Source organism: Corynebacterium vitaeruminis (assembly GCF_001054325.1).
Classification (GTDB): domain Bacteria; phylum Actinomycetota; class Actinomycetes; order Mycobacteriales; family Mycobacteriaceae; genus Corynebacterium; species Corynebacterium vitaeruminis_A.
The window spans coordinates 14,726-33,715 of sequence record NZ_JVVM01000020.1 but is presented as its reverse complement, the minus strand read 5'-3'; the positions used below and the strand labels follow the sequence as shown (position 1 = coordinate 33,715).

Annotated in this window: 13 protein-coding genes and 1 pseudogene; 3 read left to right on the top strand and 11 right to left on the bottom strand. The window is 58.1% G+C overall.

Annotation, left to right across the window (positions count from 1 at the left end; genetic code table 11):
* Window positions 1-19: 19 nt before the first annotated feature.
* A complete protein-coding gene (locus ADA16_RS04350) occupies window positions 20-2,233 on the top strand; it encodes a hypothetical protein (RefSeq protein WP_048759530.1) in 2,214 nt (737 codons plus the stop codon).
* A 29-nt stretch (window positions 2,234-2,262) separates the two neighbouring features.
* Here ADA16_RS04350 and ADA16_RS04345 read toward each other — a convergent pair whose 3' ends face one another.
* The 9 genes and pseudogenes from ADA16_RS04345 to ADA16_RS04310 form a co-directional block, all read right to left on the bottom strand.
* Window positions 2,263-3,693, bottom strand: a complete 1,431-nt coding sequence (locus ADA16_RS04345) for an MFS transporter (RefSeq protein WP_048759522.1) — start codon at window positions 3,691-3,693, stop codon at window positions 2,263-2,265.
* A gap of 78 nt (window positions 3,694-3,771) precedes the next feature.
* Window positions 3,772-5,556 (bottom strand): thiamine pyrophosphate-binding protein, encoded by a 1,785-nt coding sequence (locus ADA16_RS04340; protein WP_239659336.1) that lies wholly within the window; start codon window positions 5,554-5,556, stop codon window positions 3,772-3,774.
* 126 nt (window positions 5,557-5,682) lie between these two features.
* Window positions 5,683-7,131: a threonine synthase gene (gene thrC, locus ADA16_RS04335; RefSeq protein ID WP_048759516.1), complete on the bottom strand. Its 1,449-nt coding sequence runs from the start codon at window positions 7,129-7,131 to the stop codon at window positions 5,683-5,685.
* 123 nt (window positions 7,132-7,254) lie between these two features.
* A complete protein-coding gene (locus ADA16_RS04330; protein ID WP_048759515.1) occupies window positions 7,255-8,499 on the bottom strand; it encodes a dicarboxylate/amino acid:cation symporter in 1,245 nt (414 codons plus the stop codon).
* An 80-nt stretch (window positions 8,500-8,579) separates the two neighbouring features.
* Complete coding sequence (gene brnQ / locus ADA16_RS04325) at window positions 8,580-9,983, bottom strand: branched-chain amino acid transport system II carrier protein (RefSeq protein WP_048759514.1); 1,404 nt, start codon at window positions 9,981-9,983, stop codon at window positions 8,580-8,582.
* Window positions 9,984-10,444: 461 nt separating this feature from the next.
* Window positions 10,445-12,136 (bottom strand): phosphoenolpyruvate--protein phosphotransferase, encoded by a 1,692-nt coding sequence (ptsP, locus tag ADA16_RS04320; protein ID WP_048759512.1) that lies wholly within the window; start codon window positions 12,134-12,136, stop codon window positions 10,445-10,447.
* A gap of 88 nt (window positions 12,137-12,224) precedes the next feature.
* Window positions 12,225-12,491, bottom strand: a complete 267-nt coding sequence (locus tag ADA16_RS11340; protein ID WP_224433282.1) for an HPr family phosphocarrier protein — start codon at window positions 12,489-12,491, stop codon at window positions 12,225-12,227.
* 177 nt (window positions 12,492-12,668) lie between these two features.
* Window positions 12,669-13,484, bottom strand: a pseudogene (locus ADA16_RS11335) (PRD domain-containing protein); the annotation flags it as partial.
* 65 nt (window positions 13,485-13,549) lie between these two features.
* On the bottom strand, window positions 13,550-15,670 hold the full coding sequence (locus ADA16_RS04310; protein WP_048759510.1) for a glucose PTS transporter subunit IIA: 2,121 nt from the start codon (window positions 15,668-15,670) through the stop codon (window positions 13,550-13,552).
* A 262-nt stretch (window positions 15,671-15,932) separates the two neighbouring features.
* Here ADA16_RS04310 and ADA16_RS04305 point away from each other — a divergent pair, with 262 nt between their 5' ends.
* Window positions 15,933-16,850, top strand: a complete 918-nt coding sequence (locus tag ADA16_RS04305) for a 2-dehydropantoate 2-reductase (protein ID WP_048759508.1) — start codon at window positions 15,933-15,935, stop codon at window positions 16,848-16,850.
* A gap of 68 nt (window positions 16,851-16,918) precedes the next feature.
* On the top strand, window positions 16,919-17,536 hold the full coding sequence (locus ADA16_RS04300) for a DNA-3-methyladenine glycosylase I (protein ID WP_048759507.1): 618 nt from the start codon (window positions 16,919-16,921) through the stop codon (window positions 17,534-17,536).
* Between the two features lie 81 nt (window positions 17,537-17,617).
* Here the strand turns inward: ADA16_RS04300 and ADA16_RS04295 are convergent, their stop codons facing one another.
* Together ADA16_RS04295 and ADA16_RS04290 are read right to left on the bottom strand one after the other, a co-directional pair.
* Window positions 17,618-18,244: a hypothetical protein gene (locus ADA16_RS04295; RefSeq protein WP_048759506.1), complete on the bottom strand. Its 627-nt coding sequence runs from the start codon at window positions 18,242-18,244 to the stop codon at window positions 17,618-17,620.
* A gap of 318 nt (window positions 18,245-18,562) precedes the next feature.
* On the bottom strand, window positions 18,563-18,847 hold the full coding sequence (locus ADA16_RS04290) for a PspC domain-containing protein (protein WP_048759504.1): 285 nt from the start codon (window positions 18,845-18,847) through the stop codon (window positions 18,563-18,565).
* Window positions 18,848-18,990 lie beyond the last annotated feature (143 nt).

Here is an 18,990-nt window from a genome sequence, read left to right as displayed (position 1 = left end):
CCGGGCATAATGGTGGGCTATGGAACGCAACGTCGATTACTCGGTTCGCCCTAGGTATGAGGATTTCATTCTCAACCTCGACGGCACTGACCTGCGTTTTTTGTTGAGCCGCACGTGCCCAGCAGCAGACACTTCAGCTGCTGGGCAAGACGCTGTGGAATTGTTGATGTCGCAGGATTCAGCACATACGGCGCTGTCTTTTTGTGATCCCGATGTTCTCGATGTGGCCCATTTGGTTCATATTCTGGAGGACTCCGCATCACTGGATACCCTCACGGAAGTGGCTTTTTGGGCATCGGATGCGGACGTGATGGCGCACGATACGCCGAAGGGTGTTGACCGCAAGCGGCGTCGCGTCGGCAAGCAGCAGCTTGAGCATGTGCTGCGCCGTGGCCAGCGTCAGGGGCTCGTGTGGGAGGAACCGGCGGGCGTATGGCATGTGCCGCCACATATTTCGGAGGTGTTCCCGGCCGAGCCGAGTCTCAGCTTCCGCGTCGCCGACTTGGTAGCGAATATGCCAGCGGACGTGCTGAGCCGCCGCATGGAGCGCATGGGACTGGAACCGGATAACACGCGGGAAGAGGGCACATTGCGAACACTGAACGCCAGCGATCTGACGGTGCGAAATGTGCAGGCTCGCCAAGTCGAGCAGATTGCGGGCTTCCTCTGCGATCCGGCGAAGGTGCGAGCTCTGGTGATGACAGCGCCGGTGGATATTCGCAATGAGCTGCGCTGGATGGCAACCGATGAGAAGTACTTGCCTTCCTACATGTGGTCTGAGCTGCGTGCCGACGCGGTGCGCTGGGCCGAAGAGCGGCTACTGCTGACTGTGGTGGAAGAATCGGCGATGCCGATATTCGAGCAGGATCCGGAGGCGCACAACGGTCCGGTAGAGGTCGCTCGTCTGGTGGGCGCTGTGGCGTTGGCGCTCAAGGGTGACATGTGGTCAATTCGTAAGCCGCACCCCACGGAGTCGTTCCCGGCAACGTTGGAATCAAAGGAATTGACCGAAGCTTCTGTGGCTGCGGTGGCGTTCGCTTCCGCGTTTATGGATGCGGCTGGCAGTGGAGACGGACGCCTGAAGGATCCGTTGCACATGTATGAGGAATCGAGCCTGCTGTGGATTCAAGATTTCGCAGCATCGATTGGTGCGAGTGGCTTCGCGGCACCCTGGATTGTGGAAATGCTGGTCAATGCGGGATTGATTCACGCGGACAGCGGGCATCCGACTCCGCGCGCGCTGCAGTATTGGTACAACGCCGATGCCTCGACCCGCTGGGCGTACCTCGCGGCGGGCTTTCTGGTCGGTCGCGGTCCGTGGCACGGTGAGTTTCCGTGGGTGACGATGGGAGTCGATGATCTGTCGCATGCCACCCTTGCTTACGGATACCCGTATGCCGCGCGTGAAGTAGTGTCGCTGGCCGCACAGCTGGAGGAAGACCAGAAGTTCTACGGCTGTTGCGTCGAAGGACACATGGCTTGGAAGGTCGATAACCTCTGCGCCCGCAACGGTGCCGACGGGGAAGCGATGGTCGGCTGGCTGCTGGAGCAAGCCGGCATTTTGGGCATTCTCTACCAGGGACACGCCTCGTGGCAGGCCATGGCCATCATGTACGCCCTGCACGACATTTGGCTGACTGATCAGCACGTCGGCGCTCAGCGCATGGCCGAACTCATCGCTGAGTATGCCGCTGGCCAGGTGCCGACGGCCGAGGCAATCCAGATCGCCCGTCTGTTCAAGGACGCCGCTCCCAACGAGCGCCTAGCCGCCACACTGGATGGTGTCGCCAGCAATCAGGTTGCCCTCGCGTTGGACTTCATTGGCGACCGCGAAACCTGCGCTGAAGATTCTCGCTGGATTATTTCCGAGGAGAGCTTGCGCCGCGCATGCCTCGCGGTCGACGGCGACGTCGATGTCCTGTTTTCCCAGCTGGGCCCATTGGTCAACAGCTCTATGAAGCTGGTCATCTACGCTGAGCTGGTTCGCATCACCAAGACTGAGAAGCTGCAGGAAATGTATGAGCGCGAGGCCGTAGAACCAACGCCTTCGCTTGACGACGTCCCGGAGAGCGCCACCTCTGAAACTGACACAGGTGAGCGCGCTGTTGATGGCGCTCAGACCGATGACAGCGAACGCACTGCGGATAGTGGCCGCGCAGGCTCATCCGAGCAAGCGGAGAACTCAGACGACTCGGAGGGACTGGACGGACCAGAGCAGCTTTCGCTGTTCTAGTCGCGCTGCCGCTCAGCTTTCTGCAATTCCTACTCTGTAGGTTCCAGCTCAAAGCGGCTCTGTTGGGTCACAAAGCGTGCGGCCGCACGCTTTGCCACCAGCAGGCCAACGAAACCAATCAGCCACACACCTACGACGGCCAACCAGCCAATGCGGAAGGTCTCCCAGGTGTAGTTTCCATCGGGAGCTGCGATATCCAGCAGGAAGCCGACACCTTGGGCTGCGAGCATGGTGGCCACAAAACCGCCCATATTCGCAAGCCCTGTGCCGGTGGCGAGTACCTTGCGGTCGACCTCTTCGCGCACGGAGTCGAAGCCGAAGTTGGACATCGCGCCAAGCCCGGCCATCAGGATGTTGACCACAATGATTGCCCAGTATGCCGGTGGGTTACTCGGTGCTAGGAACGCAATCCAGACGACCATGTTGATAAACGCGATGGCGACAACAACCTTGATGCGGTCGCGACCCGTGCGTGCCGACACCATGCCCATCAACGGCCCGGCGATAATCACCGATAGCGTGTTGATGACCAGCACCACACTGGCCTCGGAGGGCTTAAGACCCATCCCCAGCGTCATCAGAGGCATGCCCCACAGCAATGTGAAGATGCACTGATGCATCAAACCGGTCCAGTGCGTGAAGAAACCCTGCCAGCACACTGGGTGAGTGGTGACAATCTTCAGCGTCTGGCCGATAGCCAGCTTTTCATCGGCAGCGGCAGAAACGCCGTCATCAGCTCCAGCTGCCTTCGCGGCTTTCTTGGCGGCACGGCGTTCGCGAAGTGACATCTTGACCGTGGAGGTGTCCTCCGGGGCCTCGGCAAGCGCAATCATGCCTACGATAGCGATGAGAAGACCCGCGGTGCTCAGTGACAGGAACGCAGGCACCCACCCTGCGGCGTGGAGAATCGCGAGAAAAGGAACAGCGGAGATGAACTGGCCGAGCTGGCCTAGACCTGCCGTTAGCTGCGTGAACAGGGGAGTGACGCGCAACGGGAACCAGGCCGGCAGCAGTCGCATAGCTCCGAGGAATGCGGTGGCATCGCCGGCGCCGATGAAGACGCGAGCGATGACAGCCAGCGGATACGACGTTGAAAACGCGATGATGACCTGGCCCAGCGCCATAATCAACGCGCCCACAATCATGGTTTTCTTCGCGCCGACGCGGTCAATGATGATGCCCGTCGGAATCTGCGCCAGGGCGTAGACACCAACCTGCACGGCAGTGAACACCGCGAGTTGAGAGGCGTTGATATGGAAGCGATCGAGCGCCTCAACTCCAGCGACACCCATGGAGGTACGCCCGACGATGGCAACGATGTAGGTAATCAGCGCCGCAAGCCAGACGGCAATCGCACGGCCAGTGACGTGCTCGCGCGGATCCTTTGCCACGGCGGTGGCTGGCTGATTCGTTGATGAAATCTGATCTCTACCGTTACGCTGCTTTACCACTCGCCACATTGTAGACCCCATCAACGAATCGGGCTGAAGCGGGGTCGTGCCGGGGAGTTAGGCTGCCCCGACCATGCTCACGTCCAACTAGCGTTGCGCCTTTGCCAGAACCTCCTTCACGAAGTCCGCAACCACCAGGCGTGAGACCTTGAAATCAATCACGGCGACGGAAGCCTCATCGGAGTTGAAAACGTTGCGGAAATAGGCGTCTAGCTGTGTAAAGTCCGCCGGCGTCCGAACACTGAAACCTTCGGCGCCATAAGCACGCCCGACTGCGGCGAAATCGTAGTCGGCAATCTCCATCGACGAGGTGTCCAACCCGGCATCGCCAAACTGGTGCAACTCCGCGCCGTAGGCAGCATCGTTAATGAACACCACGCAACCACCACGGCCACGTCGCAGCTGCTCAATTGCCGCAGGCATATCCGCAATGCCCATCGTGCCACCACCGTCACCGGCGACCAGCACGCAATAGTCCTCGGGCCGCGCTGCCGCGAGCCCCACGAGCGAGCCCATGCCCAAACCAATCGACTGAATCGCCGTGCCCACAATCACCTGCTGCTCCGGGCCAGGCACATCGAGATACTTCGGCACCCACCCCAGGAAATGGCCGCCGTCGGTACACACAGCACGCTGATCAGGGAGGACACGATTCAGGTACTGCAGGCACGCCCGCGGGTCCAACCTGCCATCCGCGCACGTTAGTGACTCGACCTCCGCTGTCGTCGGCAGTGTCTTCAGCTCCGCACGCCATGTGCTTGCCGAAGATCCCAGCGCCTCACCCATTGCGCTATCTTCGCCCGTCTGCGCCGGGGACCCCGGTGCATTTTCTAGCTGCTTTGCCAGTATGGGCAGAAGTTCCTCCAACTTAGCCAATAGCGGTGTCACCGATGGCTGCGCGGCGGGATGGGGCTCGTCGACGACCTGGATAATCTTCGCATCCGGTGCAAACATGTTGCCGCCACGGTTTTGGAATGCATTGAAACTCGCTCCCAGGAACAGGACCACGTCGGCCTGTCGAGCTAGCTCCACCTGCCACGCGTGTGCAAAACCGCCAACAGTGCCAATCAGCCACGGACTGGAAAGCACGTGACGAGCCATCGCTGAGTGCATAAACAGCGCCCCCACGCGGTCACCGATGCGGCGAACAAGTTCTGCAGTATCGGAGAGCAGCACACCTCTACCAGCAATAATGAGAGGGCGACGGGCGGCCTGCAGTTCCTCGGCCAGCGACGAGACGGTCGCTTCCACCCAGTCTGGCCGGCAGGTGTGGAGGTGTTCCTGATTAGCTGGCTGAGTCTCAGGTGCGGCTGCCGCTATCGGTGCTTCTTGAATGTCATAGGGGAGCAGCAGCACAACAGGCTGCCGCGAGCTCAGCGCGTGCTGAACCGCAAAGTTCGCGTCGTCACGCGCGGACTCGGGAGTGATAGTGCGATGACAGACGTCGAGGGCATCGAGGAGCGCCGCCTGATTGAGGTCAAAGGGGCGCGGGCGCGCCGGGTGCGTGCCGACGACAAAAATCAGCGGAATACGAGCTACCCGTGCCTCGGCCAGAGTAGTCAGCGCATTGGTGAATCCTGCGCCGCAGGTGGCGGTCGCGATTGCAAGCCCTCCACCAGCGCGGTGGAAGGCATCGGCGGCACCGACAGCAGCTGATTCGTGTCGGACGGAGGAGTAGCCGAATCCCGATTCGGTCAGGGCTGACGTGAAGTGGGAGTTCGCGTTACCGATGAGGCCGAAGCAGTGGTCGCAGTGCTGAGCCAGTGTGTCGGCCAGCGCCTGTGAGACCGTAGTGGTCTTTTGTGAACCTTCCTCCTTGGAAGGCGCGGGCGCGTGGGGCATAGGGCGGCTATTAACTCGAGTGAAACTCATGCGAACAATTGTGAGGTAATCACGGGGGTAATAACAGCCCTATAGCCCAAGATAATGCCGTTTGCCCTTAAAAAATAGGGCACTTTTCCACATTGGCGCTGCGCGGATGGGGGAGCTAGACCGGTTTTAAGCCACGTTGTCGTCGATGAATTTCTTCACCACATCGACATCGTTCGGAAGCTCGGTAACGCGGCGTGGGGCATCCATGATGTCCGCGAAACGCTCCGGGCAGTCCGGCTCGCGGCCGGTGGCTTCCAGGATGGTCTCGGAGAACTTCACCGGCAGGGCGGTCTCCAGGCAGACAATTGGGGTGGCCACCTGATTTACCAGGCCGCGGGCGACGTGGATGCCGTCAGCGGTGTGCGGATCGACCATGACCTCTAGGCGCTCCCAGCAGTCCTTGATGGTCTCAACACGGTCGGCGTGGGTGGAACGACCGGAGAGGAAACCGTACTGGGCAGAAGCCTCCGGGAAGATTGGATCAGCAGTAAGAGAAAAACCACCCTCCTTGACCTTGACACCGAAGAGATCTGCAGTGCGCTCAGCATCGCGACCCAGTAGGTCGAAGATGAAACGTTCGAAGTTCGACGCGCGGGAGATATCCATCGATGGGGAAGAGGTCGCCTGCGTCTCCGCAGCGCTGCGCACGCGGTAGGCACCAGTGCGGAAGAACTCATCCAAGACATCGTTTTCGTTGGTAGCCACGATCAGACGGTCAATCGGCACACCCATCTGACGTGCAATGTGGCCAGCGCAGATATCGCCGAAGTTGCCTGTCGGCACACTGAAGCTGACCTTCTGCGAGTTATCGGCCTTCGCGCCGTTGCCACCAGTGACACGAATCCAGGAGGAAACGTAGTACACAATCTGCGCCATCAGGCGAGCCCAGTTGATGGAATTGACCGCGCCAATGTGACGGCTGGCCTTGTAATCCAAGTCCCCGGAGACAGCCTTAACAATGTCCTGACAGTCATCGAAGACGCCGTCGAGAGCAACGTTGTGAATGTTGGCGTCCTGCAGACCAAACATCTGAGCCTGCTGGAAAGCGGTCATTCGGCCAGCCGGAGTCAGCATGAACACGCTGATTCCCTCACGGCCGCGCATTGCATACTCGGCCGATGATCCCGTGTCCCCAGAGGTGGCACCGAGGATGTTCAGGGTCTCACCACGGCGAGCCAGCTCGTACTCGAAGAACTCACCGAGTAGCTGCATCGCCATATCTTTGAACGCCGCAGTGGGGCCCATGGACAGGTGGCCGATGTAGAGCTGATCCTCCAACTTCGTCACCGGCACAATATCCGGGTCGGAGAACTTCGGGTAGGTGTACGCACGCGCACAGATACCGCGCAAATCCTCTAGTGGAATGTCGTCCACAAAAAGGCTGACGACCTCTGCAGCCAAGGCTGCGTAACCGTCGTCGACAAGCACGGAGCGCCAACGAGTCAAAGTGGCATCGTCAATCTGTGGGTACTCGACCGGCAGGTAGAGGCCACCGTCGTCAGCGAGACCTCCCAGGAGAATGTCTGAGAACTTGTGCGGCGTGCGCTCTGGGTCGCGAGTCGAAATGAAGTCCAAGGCGGGCCCCTTACATGTATGCCAACACCCGCCACATTGGCCTATGAAAAGACCTTGAAAGATTGCGACGGGGGTTTGACCGGTGGATGTTTTCTTTAATTTTTACATATACCCCGAAGCCTGTTAGGCCTCGGTTGCGGAAGATGCGGAATTGGCCTCTTCAGCGTCGAAGCTGAGCTCTTCGGAACGGTCGATGACATCGTCCTTAGCGAAGCGGTTAACAATCATGGCAATTGCACCGTCACCAGTGACATTACATGCGGTGCCGAAGGAGTCGATGGCGATGTAGGCGGCAATCATCAAAGCGACCTGCTCCTGATCGAAGCCCAGCATGGACTGCAACACGCCGACAGCGGCCATAATTGCGCCACCCGGAACACCCGGAGCAGCAATCATGGTGATGCCCAACGTGAGGATGAAGCCCACGGCCATGCCCGGCGAAACCGGCTTGTCCGCCATGAACATCACCGCAAACGCGAACAGGATAATCTTCATCATCGAACCTGCCAGGTGAATGGTTGCGCACAGCGGCACGGTAAAGCCTGCGACCTTCTCCGAAACACCATTCTTCAGCGCAGCCTTGTAAGTCACCGGAATAGTGGCGGCCGAGGACGACGTACCCAGAGCGGTGGCGTATGCCGGCAGCATATTCTTCAAGGAGTTCCACGGGCTGCGTCCAGCGATAGCGCCCGCGATGGAGAACTGGATAGCCAACAGGAGCACGGTGCCGATAACAGCCAGAACGAGCACCTTGAAGAACATGGACAGCGTCGTGGTCAGGTTGCCGTTCATACCCATCGCCAGGAACATGCCGAAGATGTAAATCGGCAGCAGCGGGATGATAAATGCCGAGATGATCTTCATGATTACTTCGCGCAGCTGCGTCGCACCGCGGAAGAGCGAGTCGGACTTCACGGTGGTCATCGCTACTCCGACTGTAAAAGCCAGCAGCAGGGCGGTCATGACATCAAACGGCGGTGGCATTTCCACATTGAAGAAGCTCTCCAATGCGCCTTCATCAATGTCGACCGATGCACCGGCCTGATCAGAGCCGAGCAGCCAAGGGTAGAGGCCCTGGGTGGCAGCGTAGGCCAGTAAGCCCGAAAACACCGTCGAGCCGTAGGCGATAGCAGTGGTAATACCCAGCCACTTCCCGGCGCCACGCCCCAGGCTGGCGATTGCCGGCGTAATCAGGGCAAAAATCAGCACCGGGATAAAGAAGCCCAGGAAGTTACCAAACAGACCATTGAAGGTGACAAAAATTCGTGCCAGCCATTCCGGGAAGAAAAAGCTGCAGATAATGCCCAGAATAATCGCGACAATAACGCGGAAAAGAAGCGTTTGCGTAAAACGCATTCGGGTACTCATAGTCAATCCTTGTTCGGATGGAATTTACTTCTCTAGCGTGCGGTATTTACGTTATGCAACGCAAATAACCGGGTGTGGTTTTACGCCCTTTCGGCTACCTCTTCTTCGGCGGCAGCGTCGTCAAGCACGCTCGCCGGGCGATGTGCGCGCTGCTTTCGCGTGACGACGTCAATTGCGTAACCGATCACCGCCGCTGCCAGAGTTGGCAGGAACCATCCGAACTCAATGGCCTGGCCCGGTACAAGACTGAGGAAGTCCGCCAGCGCAGTTCCACCAACACCCAAGCCGGAGAGCACCGAGATACCTGACCAGACGGTGGCAACCCAGACACCCAGGCGGTAGGTGTAATACAGCTTGAAGGAGTAGGAGATCAGCGGGTCGAGAAGTGTCAGCGCAATCAGCGTGATAGCCGGCGGGTAGATAAATGTGATGATTGGTGCGGCAATCGCCAGTACCTGCGACAGGCCCTGTGTGGCCATTGCGAAGGACATGACTGTGAAGATAACTGCCCAGACCTTGTAGCTGACCCCCGGAAGCAGCAGATTGAAGAACTCACTGGTTGCGGCAATCAGACCGACGGCCGTGGTCATGCAGGCCAGCAGAACGATGAGACCGAAGACAATCTGACCGCCCTGACCCATGGCCTGCTTAGAAGCCTCAGCGAGGATGCCCGAGCCGTTGTCGAATGACGCGGCATTCGGCAGCACCTGGCCGACGTAGCCCAAACCCAGGTAGATGATAGCCAGCAAGATACCGGCGAACAGTCCTGCAATCATGGTTCCGCGAACCATGCGCTTGCCCTCGGGGACGCCGCTGACGCGCAGGGCGGAAATCACAATAATGCCGAATGCCAGGCCAGCAATGGAGTCCATGGTGAGGTAGCCCTCGACCAGGCCGGAGGCAAAGGGGGTAGAGGAGTACTTTTCAATTGGTGCAGCTGGAGTGGCGTCGAATTTAAATGCCGACAATCCGACCAGCACAACCAACAGAATCAGCAGTGCAGGGGTGAGAATCTTGCCCAGCTTGGACACAATTTCACTCGGATTCCACGCGAGGGCTAAGGCGATACCGAAGAAAACAAAATAGAAAGTTGCAGCGACGGCCAGCGAATCGCTGCCGAAAATCGGCTGGACACCGGTTTCGTACGACACGGCACCCGTACGCGGCAGAGCGTAGAAAGCACCGATGGAGAGGTATGCGATTACTGGGAAGCCCAGGGAAAAGATGCGGCCTGCGCGGAAAGCAAGGTCACGCAGGTTGTTGCCTGAAATGGCGATGGCGATGATGGCCAGAACTGGCAATGCCACACCCGTGAGCAGGAAGCCAGTGATTGAAGGGCCAAAGTTAATACCGGAATCCACCCCGAGTTTCGGCGGGAAGATAAGATTGCCCGCGCCGAAGAACATTGAAAACAGCATGAGGGCTGTAACAACGATGATGGAAGCGAAAGACTTCGGGGACTCCACTCCGCTCGACTTGGTCATGAGAATTGTGTTCTTTCTAAATTATTTTCGCCCAAAAGGTCAAGGGCGATGCTGCCTGCTGCTGTGGCGACGCCGTTGTTGCCGGCGCTGCTGTGGCGCAAACGCCCATCACATCAGCGCAATTGCAGTTCGTGTGCCCCTATAGATGAAGGGCCACGATGTCGAAAACTGACACTTTTAATTTGAAATTATGAGTTTTCACGGGCTGGGTGGAGCCTGATGCGTGAATTAAGTTGCGGCTTGTATGAGCCGTCTTTTTGAATTATTGAAGGGCTTCGGCAGCATTGGTGGTGCTGACGAAGGCACTCTATTTATCCTAATGGGGCGTTCAAGAGAGGGAAAATCAAGAAATCGCCCAGAAAGTTTTCCGCCTGTGGTATCTCAGGGAGCGAAAAGAAAGAGCCTGGAACACATTTCGCTGACCGAGTGTGTGCTCCAGGCTCAGTATTGTTTCCGTCGCTCTACAGCAGATCCTTTACCTTCGGATCCACCAGTGCGGTCACTGCGGCCTTCGCATCGGCCGCAGTTTCGGCATCGACAGCGTATGCTGCCATCTGCTGGCAGGTAGCGCGGTCGTGGAGGCGGAGAGCGGCGCGGACAGCCGGCACCTTCTTGGAGGCCATGGACAGCGAACTCACACCGAGGCCAACCAAGACCAGTGCCAGCAGCGGGTCTCCGCCAGCTTCACCGCAGACACTAATGGGCTTGCCGGTAGCATCGCTGCCCTTGCACGCGGACTTAATCATCTGCAGCACCGCCGGCTGCCACGGAGACAGGAGATCCGCTAGAGCCCCCTGCATGCGGTCGGCGGCCATGGTGTACTGCGACAAATCGTTAGTACCAATCGAGGCAAAGTCCGCAATCGATAGCAGCTGCTTCGCCCGGATTGCCGCAGCGGGCACCTCAATCATGATGCCGACCTTCGGCAAGCCACGCTCACGCGCTTTGTCCGCAAACCACTTCGTCTCTTCGACAGTTGCGACCATTGGAGCCATAACCCGCAGGTCAGCCTTTCGGCCGGTAGCTTCAAACGCAGCGGCGAGTGCATCTAGCTGCGTATCCAGCAGATCTTCCCGAGCCTGTGACAGGCGCAGTCCGCGGCGACCCAGCGCCGGGTTTTCTTCCTCGCCTAGGTCGGCAAAGCTCAGCGGCTTATCCGCACCCGCATCCAGTGTGCGCACAACCACGCGTCGCTCACCGAATGCCTTCAGCACACGAGTGTAGGTTTCCGTTTGTTCTTCCAAACTCGGAGCCTTGTCGCGGTCGAGGAAAAGGAACTCAGTACGGAACAGGCCAGTGCCCTCATTATCCTGCGCTGCTGCAGACTCACCATCTTCCGCCGTACCAATGTTGGCCAGCAGATTCACAGGGTAACCATCAGCGGTCTTGCCTGCGCCCACAGACTGTGCCAGGGCGGCTTCCCGGCGACGAGCGCGCTCTTCCAACTCGGCGACCTCATCGGCGGTCGGATTCGCAATCACCTCACCGGCGCCACCGTCAATGGCGACAAAGGTACCGGCCTCAAGTTCCATGACGCCCTTCGCCTTAACGACGGCCGGAATGCCCAGCTGAGCTGCGAGGATAGCCGTGTGGCTGGTAGGCCCGCCACCAGCGGTGGCGATGCCTACGACCAACTCGGGATCAAGCCCCACGGTTTCGGCGGGAGCGAGATCGTCGGCAAGCAGAATAGTGGGGGTGGAGACATCCGGGACGCCCGGCTTTGGCAGGCCGCGCAGCTCGCAAATCGTGCGGTCGCGAACATCGTAGAGGTCGGTGACACGTTCAGCCATGTAGCCGCCGAGGCTTGCGAGGAGCTGCGCGTAGTCTTCAACGGCATCGTGAACTGCCTGGGTGACGCCGGAGCCCGCCTTGAGTTTCTTCACCACAGCCTTGGCGAGTGCCCTATCGGAAGCCAGTTGCGCAGTGGCCTCCAGAATCGGACGCGCCTGCGGGCTGGAATGCTCAGCCTGCTTCTTCAGCGACTCTGCGACGTTGGCCATCGCTGCGCGGACGCGCTCACCATCGGCGACAGGGTCGGTCGACGACGGCTCTTGGGTATCAACTCCCGGAGCGGGGAGTACCTTTACTACTTCAGCGCTGGCCGTACCGGTCGAGACACCGATGCCATAGATGACAGTGTGCTGTTCGTTCATTGCTTCCGATCTCCTTTTCGGGACCTCTGCGGGGAGACCCGTCGGTCGTGGTGTGCCGTGGTGTTATCCAGGAGTGTTGTAGCTGGGCTTACTCGGCATCCAGGTCGCGCTCGAGCATGGCAGCGAGCTCGTCCAGAGCTGCAGCAGCGGAGTCGTCCTCGCAGCTCAGAGTGACCTCGTCGCCGTGCTTAGCACCGAGAGTCATAACCTCCAGAATCGAAGCGGCATCGGCCTCTTCGTCGTCCAGGGAAATGACAATGTCGTAGTCGTACTCAGCGGCAGCCTGAGTGAACAGGGAAGCCGGACGAGCATGCAGGCCGACGGAGGAACCGATGGTAGCGGTGCGAGTAATCATGGTTGAATCCTTTCGGGTCGAATGTGTGAAATTTTCTGACTCAGGCACAGTGCCTGTACACCCCACCACAGATGCGCTGTCCGCTGGTGCTTTTTCAGCACGGACGTTGCGCACGCCCCGGTTAGCCCCAGAGGCGGTGGGAGATACAGCCGCTGCCTGCACAATGCGTGCAATGTGCAGGGTGAGGTAGGAGATTTCGTCCTCCGTCAACCCCGACCCCAGACGCAGTTCAATGACCGCGGCGATACGCTGAGCGCAGCGATACGCCTCCGGGGAGGAGCCACGGATGGCCTGGCCAATAGCGGAGGAGTAGTCCTTCAACTGCTCATGCTTGGCAATCCGTACGAACAGGTAGCGCAGGTGCGTGATGAAGCGCCCCACATTGACAGTCTCCGGCGCCAGCGCGATACCAAAATCGCTTTCGATGATTGTTAGCAGCTGCTGCAGCACGCCCGTCATGGTGTAGGTGAAGCTCAGATCACCCGTGGCAAAACCGGCATTGACCAGATGCAACGTAATCGCCACCGCTTCTGAACGGGGCAGTGGCGCTATACGACGGTCATTGAGAGCGCGGTTGATATGCGACAAAATCGCCTGCGCCTGTGCGTACTCTTCACTATAAAGTTGGCTGACTTCTGCGAGCAGTGGGTAATCAGCTCGCTGTCCGTTAGCTGCCCTCATGATGGCGAAACCAATGTGATCGGCCAACGCCACAAGAAGAGAAGCGTTCTTCGTCATTGACTCCGGCAGACCGGCCGCGATTACCGCATCAGTCACAAGCGTGATGTGCGCCAACGGAATTTCTGTGAGCATCGTGGCAATGTAGTCCGGATCACGGCCTTCTGCCGGGACGAAGATTCGGACAACTTTGCTCGAATCAACCGGCTGCCCCGGGCGGGCCTTGAACCCAATGCCGCGGCCGGTGATGATTTTCTCGCCGGTCGCGTCCTTGGCCAGGACCACGTTGTTATTGAATACTCTCAGGATTTCCATGTCGGTAACCGTGAACTCCTCGATAAGTTGAGGGATTTCAGGCCGGTATGCCTCCTAGAAATCAATTATGGCTGAACTTCGATGACCGTGTCGCCGGCCCGGACGGAGTTGCCGGTGAGCGGAGTGACCTTGGTCATCTTCTTGGTATTGGTGATGGTCATTAGCGTCGTGGTGGAGTATCCAGCTTCCTTGACCTTGTCGAAGTCGACCTCGGCGAGAACATCGCCGGCCTCGACTTGCTGCTTCTTGGAAACCTGGACATCGAAGCCCTCGCCGGCCATCTTGACCGTGTCGATGCCGACATGGACGAGAACCTCCACACCGTCATCGGTCTTGATACCGAAGGCGTGACCGGTCTTGGCCACTGTCATCAGCGTGCCGGATACGGGTGCGACCACGGTGGAGCTGGTCGGTTTGATGCCGACCCCGTCACCGAGAGCACCGGAGGCGAAGACCGCGTCGCCGGCCTCGGCAAGAGTGATAACCTCACCGGAAACCGGGGCTTGCACCTGTGCGGGCTTGGTAGCAACGGAGGCTGCTACACCACCTGCGCCAGCGGCTGCAGCCGCTGGAGCTGCAGTCTCGACGCCGGAGCCGTTTTCGCCTGAAGTCCCAGCGGGAGCGGAAGCGGAGTCACCTGAGGCAGTTTCCCGGGTGTCGTCGCTGGGCTCGTCGTCAAGCTCTGCGGCGCGTGCGGCCTCGGCCTCAGCCTTCTCTTCTGGCGTGCGGTAGTCGGTGAGAATGATGGCGAACATGGCAACGAAGAACGCCACAGCGATGGAGATCAAGTAGACCCAGATCGGCTTGAACACGACAGTGGTAATCAGAGAGGTAAAGACGAAGGCGTTGGTTGTCACGCCACCGTACGGGGCGGAGAGGATGGCGATCGTCAGACCGCCGGCGAAACAACCGAGCAGCATACGCGGGTAGATCCTCTTAAAGCGCAGGTGAATACCGTAGAGGGACGGCTCGGAAATACCGCCGAAAAGACCGGCAGCGAGTGCACCCGTTGCAGTTTGGCGCATCTGAGTGTCGTGGTCGCGCATGGAAAGAACCAGCACACCGGCAGTTGCGCCGAAGCAGGCGAAGTTCCAGGCACCCATCGGGCCTTGGATGAAGTCGTAGCCGAGAGTCTGGATATTGACCAGCATCAGCGCATTCAGTGGCCAGTGCAGGCCAAGCGGTACGAGGAACGGGTAGAGCATCGGGATGAGAATTGCGAACACAAACGGTGCGTTCGAGTTCATCCATGCTAGGCCAGAGCCGATGCCGTTGCCCAGCCAGATGCCCAGTGGGCCGATGAGGAAAGCGGTCAGCGGAATCATAATCAACATGGAGATAAACGGCACGAAGACCATCTGCACATTCTCCGGGAAGACCTTCTTCAAACCGTGGTAGACCACTGCCAGGATGGCCACCATGATTAGTGGTACGAAGACCTGTCCGCCATAATCATTGAGCTGCATTGGCAGGCCGAAGATGTTGGCGGTGAAAGTTTCGGTGCCCAGCTCCTCGTTGACTGTCTTGATAGTGTCCGAGAAGCGCTCAGTATCCTGCAGACTCATAAACTCTGGCGTCATTAGTGCAGCCATGATAGCTGCGCCCAGCCACGGATCGACCCGCAGCTTCTTCGCTGCGTTGTAGGCGACCATGATTGGCAGGAAGTAGAAGACACTGCGCCACATGGCATCGACAAAGATCCAGGTGGCGGACTTATCTTCAGCGCGGAAGTCGACGATGTTCAGGCCGTCGAGAACTGCGGCAATCGCGATAATCAGCGATGCACCCAGCAGCACGCCCAGAATCGGGCGGAAGGAATCGGAGAGGTACTCGAAGAAGTTATCGAGCCACGAGTACTTACCGCGTGCCTTCGAGCGGGCTTCTGCCTTTACGTCTGCATCGGACTTAGTGGCAACTGCGCCTGTCCCCTTCATCTCTGGCAGGTGCTTAATTGCCGTGTACATCGACTCGACACCACCGCCACAGATGACCTGGTAGCGGTTATCGCCCTGGTGAACGACGCCGAGCACGCCCGGCACCTTGTCAATTTTGTCCTCGCTGATCTTGGAGACATCACCGAGTTCAAAGCGTAGACGCGTCGCACAGTGCGTCAGGCTAGTGATGTTTCCGGGCCCACCGAGGTTTTCAACTATTGCCCTCGCGCTGGAATCTTTTGACGACCCCATCGTGACCTTCTTTCACGGTAGAACAGGGCCGTTAAACGCAAAAAGACCCGAGGCACCACGAACTGTGGGCCTCAGGTCTTGCCTCAAAAGAGTAACAACCCTGGGTTGATATCTATTAATTTTGACCCTACTCCGCTTTACATAGTTTTGGCAAGGGAGTAATTCAAGCTCAAATTTCACATTTGGGGATAGCTCAGATTTCCTGTGGACAACCGTGTGCAATCACCTTCGCTCTCGACGCAGAAGTCGTAAGGTGTCAGCTATGAGAATCGGAATTTTAGGTGTAGGAGCTGTCGGTGGCTGGTTTGGTGGTCGCCTTGTGCAAGCGGGGTATGACGTTGTCTTTCTCGCCCGCGGTGAGACCCTGACACGTCTCCGTGAGGTGGGGCTCACGCTTATCGACGAACACGGGGAGCGCAGCATTATCCCCGTCAAGGCAGCTGATAACTGGGATGAACTCACCGCCGATGGCATCGATGTCGATGTTGTGATTGCGGCGACCAAGGCGCTGCCGGGCAACGATCCCTTCCCGCAAGCTCCGGCCGGAGCGGCGGTGATCACCACCCATAACTCGGTGGAAATCCCGTACTTGGCAGCACAGCGTTTCGGCGAGGACAAGGTGTTCCCGGGCGTTATCCGCGGTTTCTTTATCCACACCGGCCCCGCGGAAGTCACTTTCCGTCCTGGGCCGATGAGTTTGAACATCGGCACATTTGATGGCTCCACCAATGACCTAGTCGGGGAAGTTATCGAGGCGCTGCATGCAGCCGGACTGGGAGGCGAGCAACTGCCGGATATCTGGGTCGATATCTGGGCAAAGGCGATGTTCGTGGCCAACCTCGGTGCCCTGGGTGCCCTGGCTGATAGCCCGATCGGCTACCTGCGTGAGGAAATGCGTGACAGCCTGACTCGGATGTTTGAAGAAACCGAAGCAGTTGGTCGCGCCTGTGGTGTCGCGCTTCCGGACGATATCGTGCCACGAACCTTGGCCTTTACTGATGCACAGGGCTACGACAACACCTCGTCGATGCAGCGCGACTACACAGCAGGGCTTGCCAATGAGCTCGATGCCCAGATTGGCGCAATCCGCCGGATGGGGCAGAAGGTGTCAGTGGAAACGCCGACACTGGATCTGGTGCATGGTGCTCTGGTTGGACGTCAGCGTGAGCACAAGGATTAAGCGCTGCAGCGAAGTACGGCTGTGGCATTCAGTTAAGTCAAACCGAAATTGGGGGATTGGAAAGACTGATGAAAATTGGATCGGACTACACGGAAAACAACGGGCTCATCATCGGCGAGGATGGATTGGCTCGACCTGCTTGGGCAGCTCACAGCGAGCTGCTGAGAGACTACTACGACACTGAGTGGGGGATGCCGGTGCGTGATGAGCAAGGGCTGTACGAACGGCTCAGCCTGGAAGTATTTCAGGCGGGGCTGTCGTGGGAGACAGTTCTAAAGAAGCGGCCCGCGTTTCAGGAAGCCTTCGCGAACTTCGACCCCGATGCGGTTGCTGACTTCGACGATGACGATGTCGAACGGCTGATGAATGATGAACGCATTATACGAAACCGCAGGAAGATCACTGCGGTAATCAACAACGCCGCGGCGACTATTGCTCTGCGTGAGCACGGTGGCTTAGCCGACCTGATGTGGTCGTTTAAACCGGAGAAGTCTCCGGAGCCACGTTCCGTCGAAGAGGTGCCCAGCTTTTCCGAAGAATCCAAGGCGCTTGCCAAGGCATTGAAGAAAGCTGGTTTTAAGTTCGTAGGCCCCACTACGGTCTTTGCATCAATGGCTGCCGTGGGGATTGTTGATATTAACATTGTCGGCGCACACAGGCGTGGGGTCTCTGGCGTCTTTAGCTAGACGAGATGGAATGTGACAGCCCAGGGCAAAGAAAAAGAGCGTGCCGCCAGGCACGCTCAAAATCTACCGGTTCGTGTAGAACTACTTGTTCTCGTAAGAGTCGGTGTAGTTCTGGCCATCCTCAGAGGTCCACTTCATGGTGCCCTTGGTGAACGGCTGCTCCCAGCCGTTTTCAATCTCGGACTCCGGAGCGGTCGGCAGACCAATCTCGTTCTCCAGTGCACCGTCGGCAACCCAGGTCTCGCGAATCTTACCGATTAGTGGCTGTGCACCATTAGTCTCCGGGGACTCAACGAAGGTGACGTTCTCGTACTCAGCGGCAACTGCGTCGCCGACCTTCTTAGCGGACTTGAATTCGCCAGCCTCAGAGTTGTACGGGGAGGTGAAGGAAGAAGCTGCCTCAGTAATGGACTCAGGAAGATCGCCCTCTGCCACGTCATCGCCAGCGGCGTCGCCCAGACCCAGACCGTCCAGAGCCTCGTTAGCCTTGTCCTTAGCACCGTCGGCAGCATCGCCAGCCTTGTCCTTGGCGTCGTTCATGGCGTCGCCAGCCTTGTCGGTGGCATCGGTTGCTACCTGACCGGCCTCATCCTTGGCGTTGTTAGCAGCATCCTGTGCGTCATCGGAGGAACAGGCAGCCAGGCCACCGAGAAGAGCAGCGGAGCCAACGATTGCGGTAGCGATACGGGTCATCTTCTTGTTCTGCATTACAAAACCACTTTCTTTAGAACTAACTAAGTTACTTATTCAATTAGTGGAATCTTCCGCTATTGCCTGATTGAAATTCAATGAGAAACTTGACAAGTCTTTTGAATATCAGGCAATGGAAGAAGAAGTTGCGACTTAAAAGCCGTACAGAAGAGACATTAGGGAATTCTGGGGCTTGTGCAAGTCAAATGCTGGGAAACTGTCACTTTGTTCACTGTTTGTTACCTAATTTGCATGGTTACGAAATTGGAATAGTGCTGGTGAGAGCGTTGCACGTAACGGAAAGATATCAATCTTATTAAGCTTGACGTTTATTGCTTATTTGTTTTCCCGGTGGAGCTGGCCGTCGCGGGCATCGTCGTCAAGCGTGTACATGCCATCGGGCAGTACGAACCAGGCCAAGAGGTAAAGAGCCAGGAATCCTGCGCCGATTTCCCAGCCAACCATGGACCCGATGCAGGGGAGGATGATATAGACCATGCGTGTGAAGGTGGTATCCCAGCCTTGGCTTTCCGCAATACCTGCGAGGACGCCTCCGAGGAGGCGGTCATTGCGCGAGCGGTAAATTTTCTTGGTGGATTTCTCGGGAGTGGTGTCACTCATTAGATAAATGCTCCAAGGTTTGGCTATTCAAATTCCTCTAGTAGGGCGCACTGATAATCGCACTTAGGAGAGCATCATTTGCAATATAAAAATCCAGACTCTGTTTTTACCTCAGAATCTGGGGCAACTTGGGATGAAGGAAA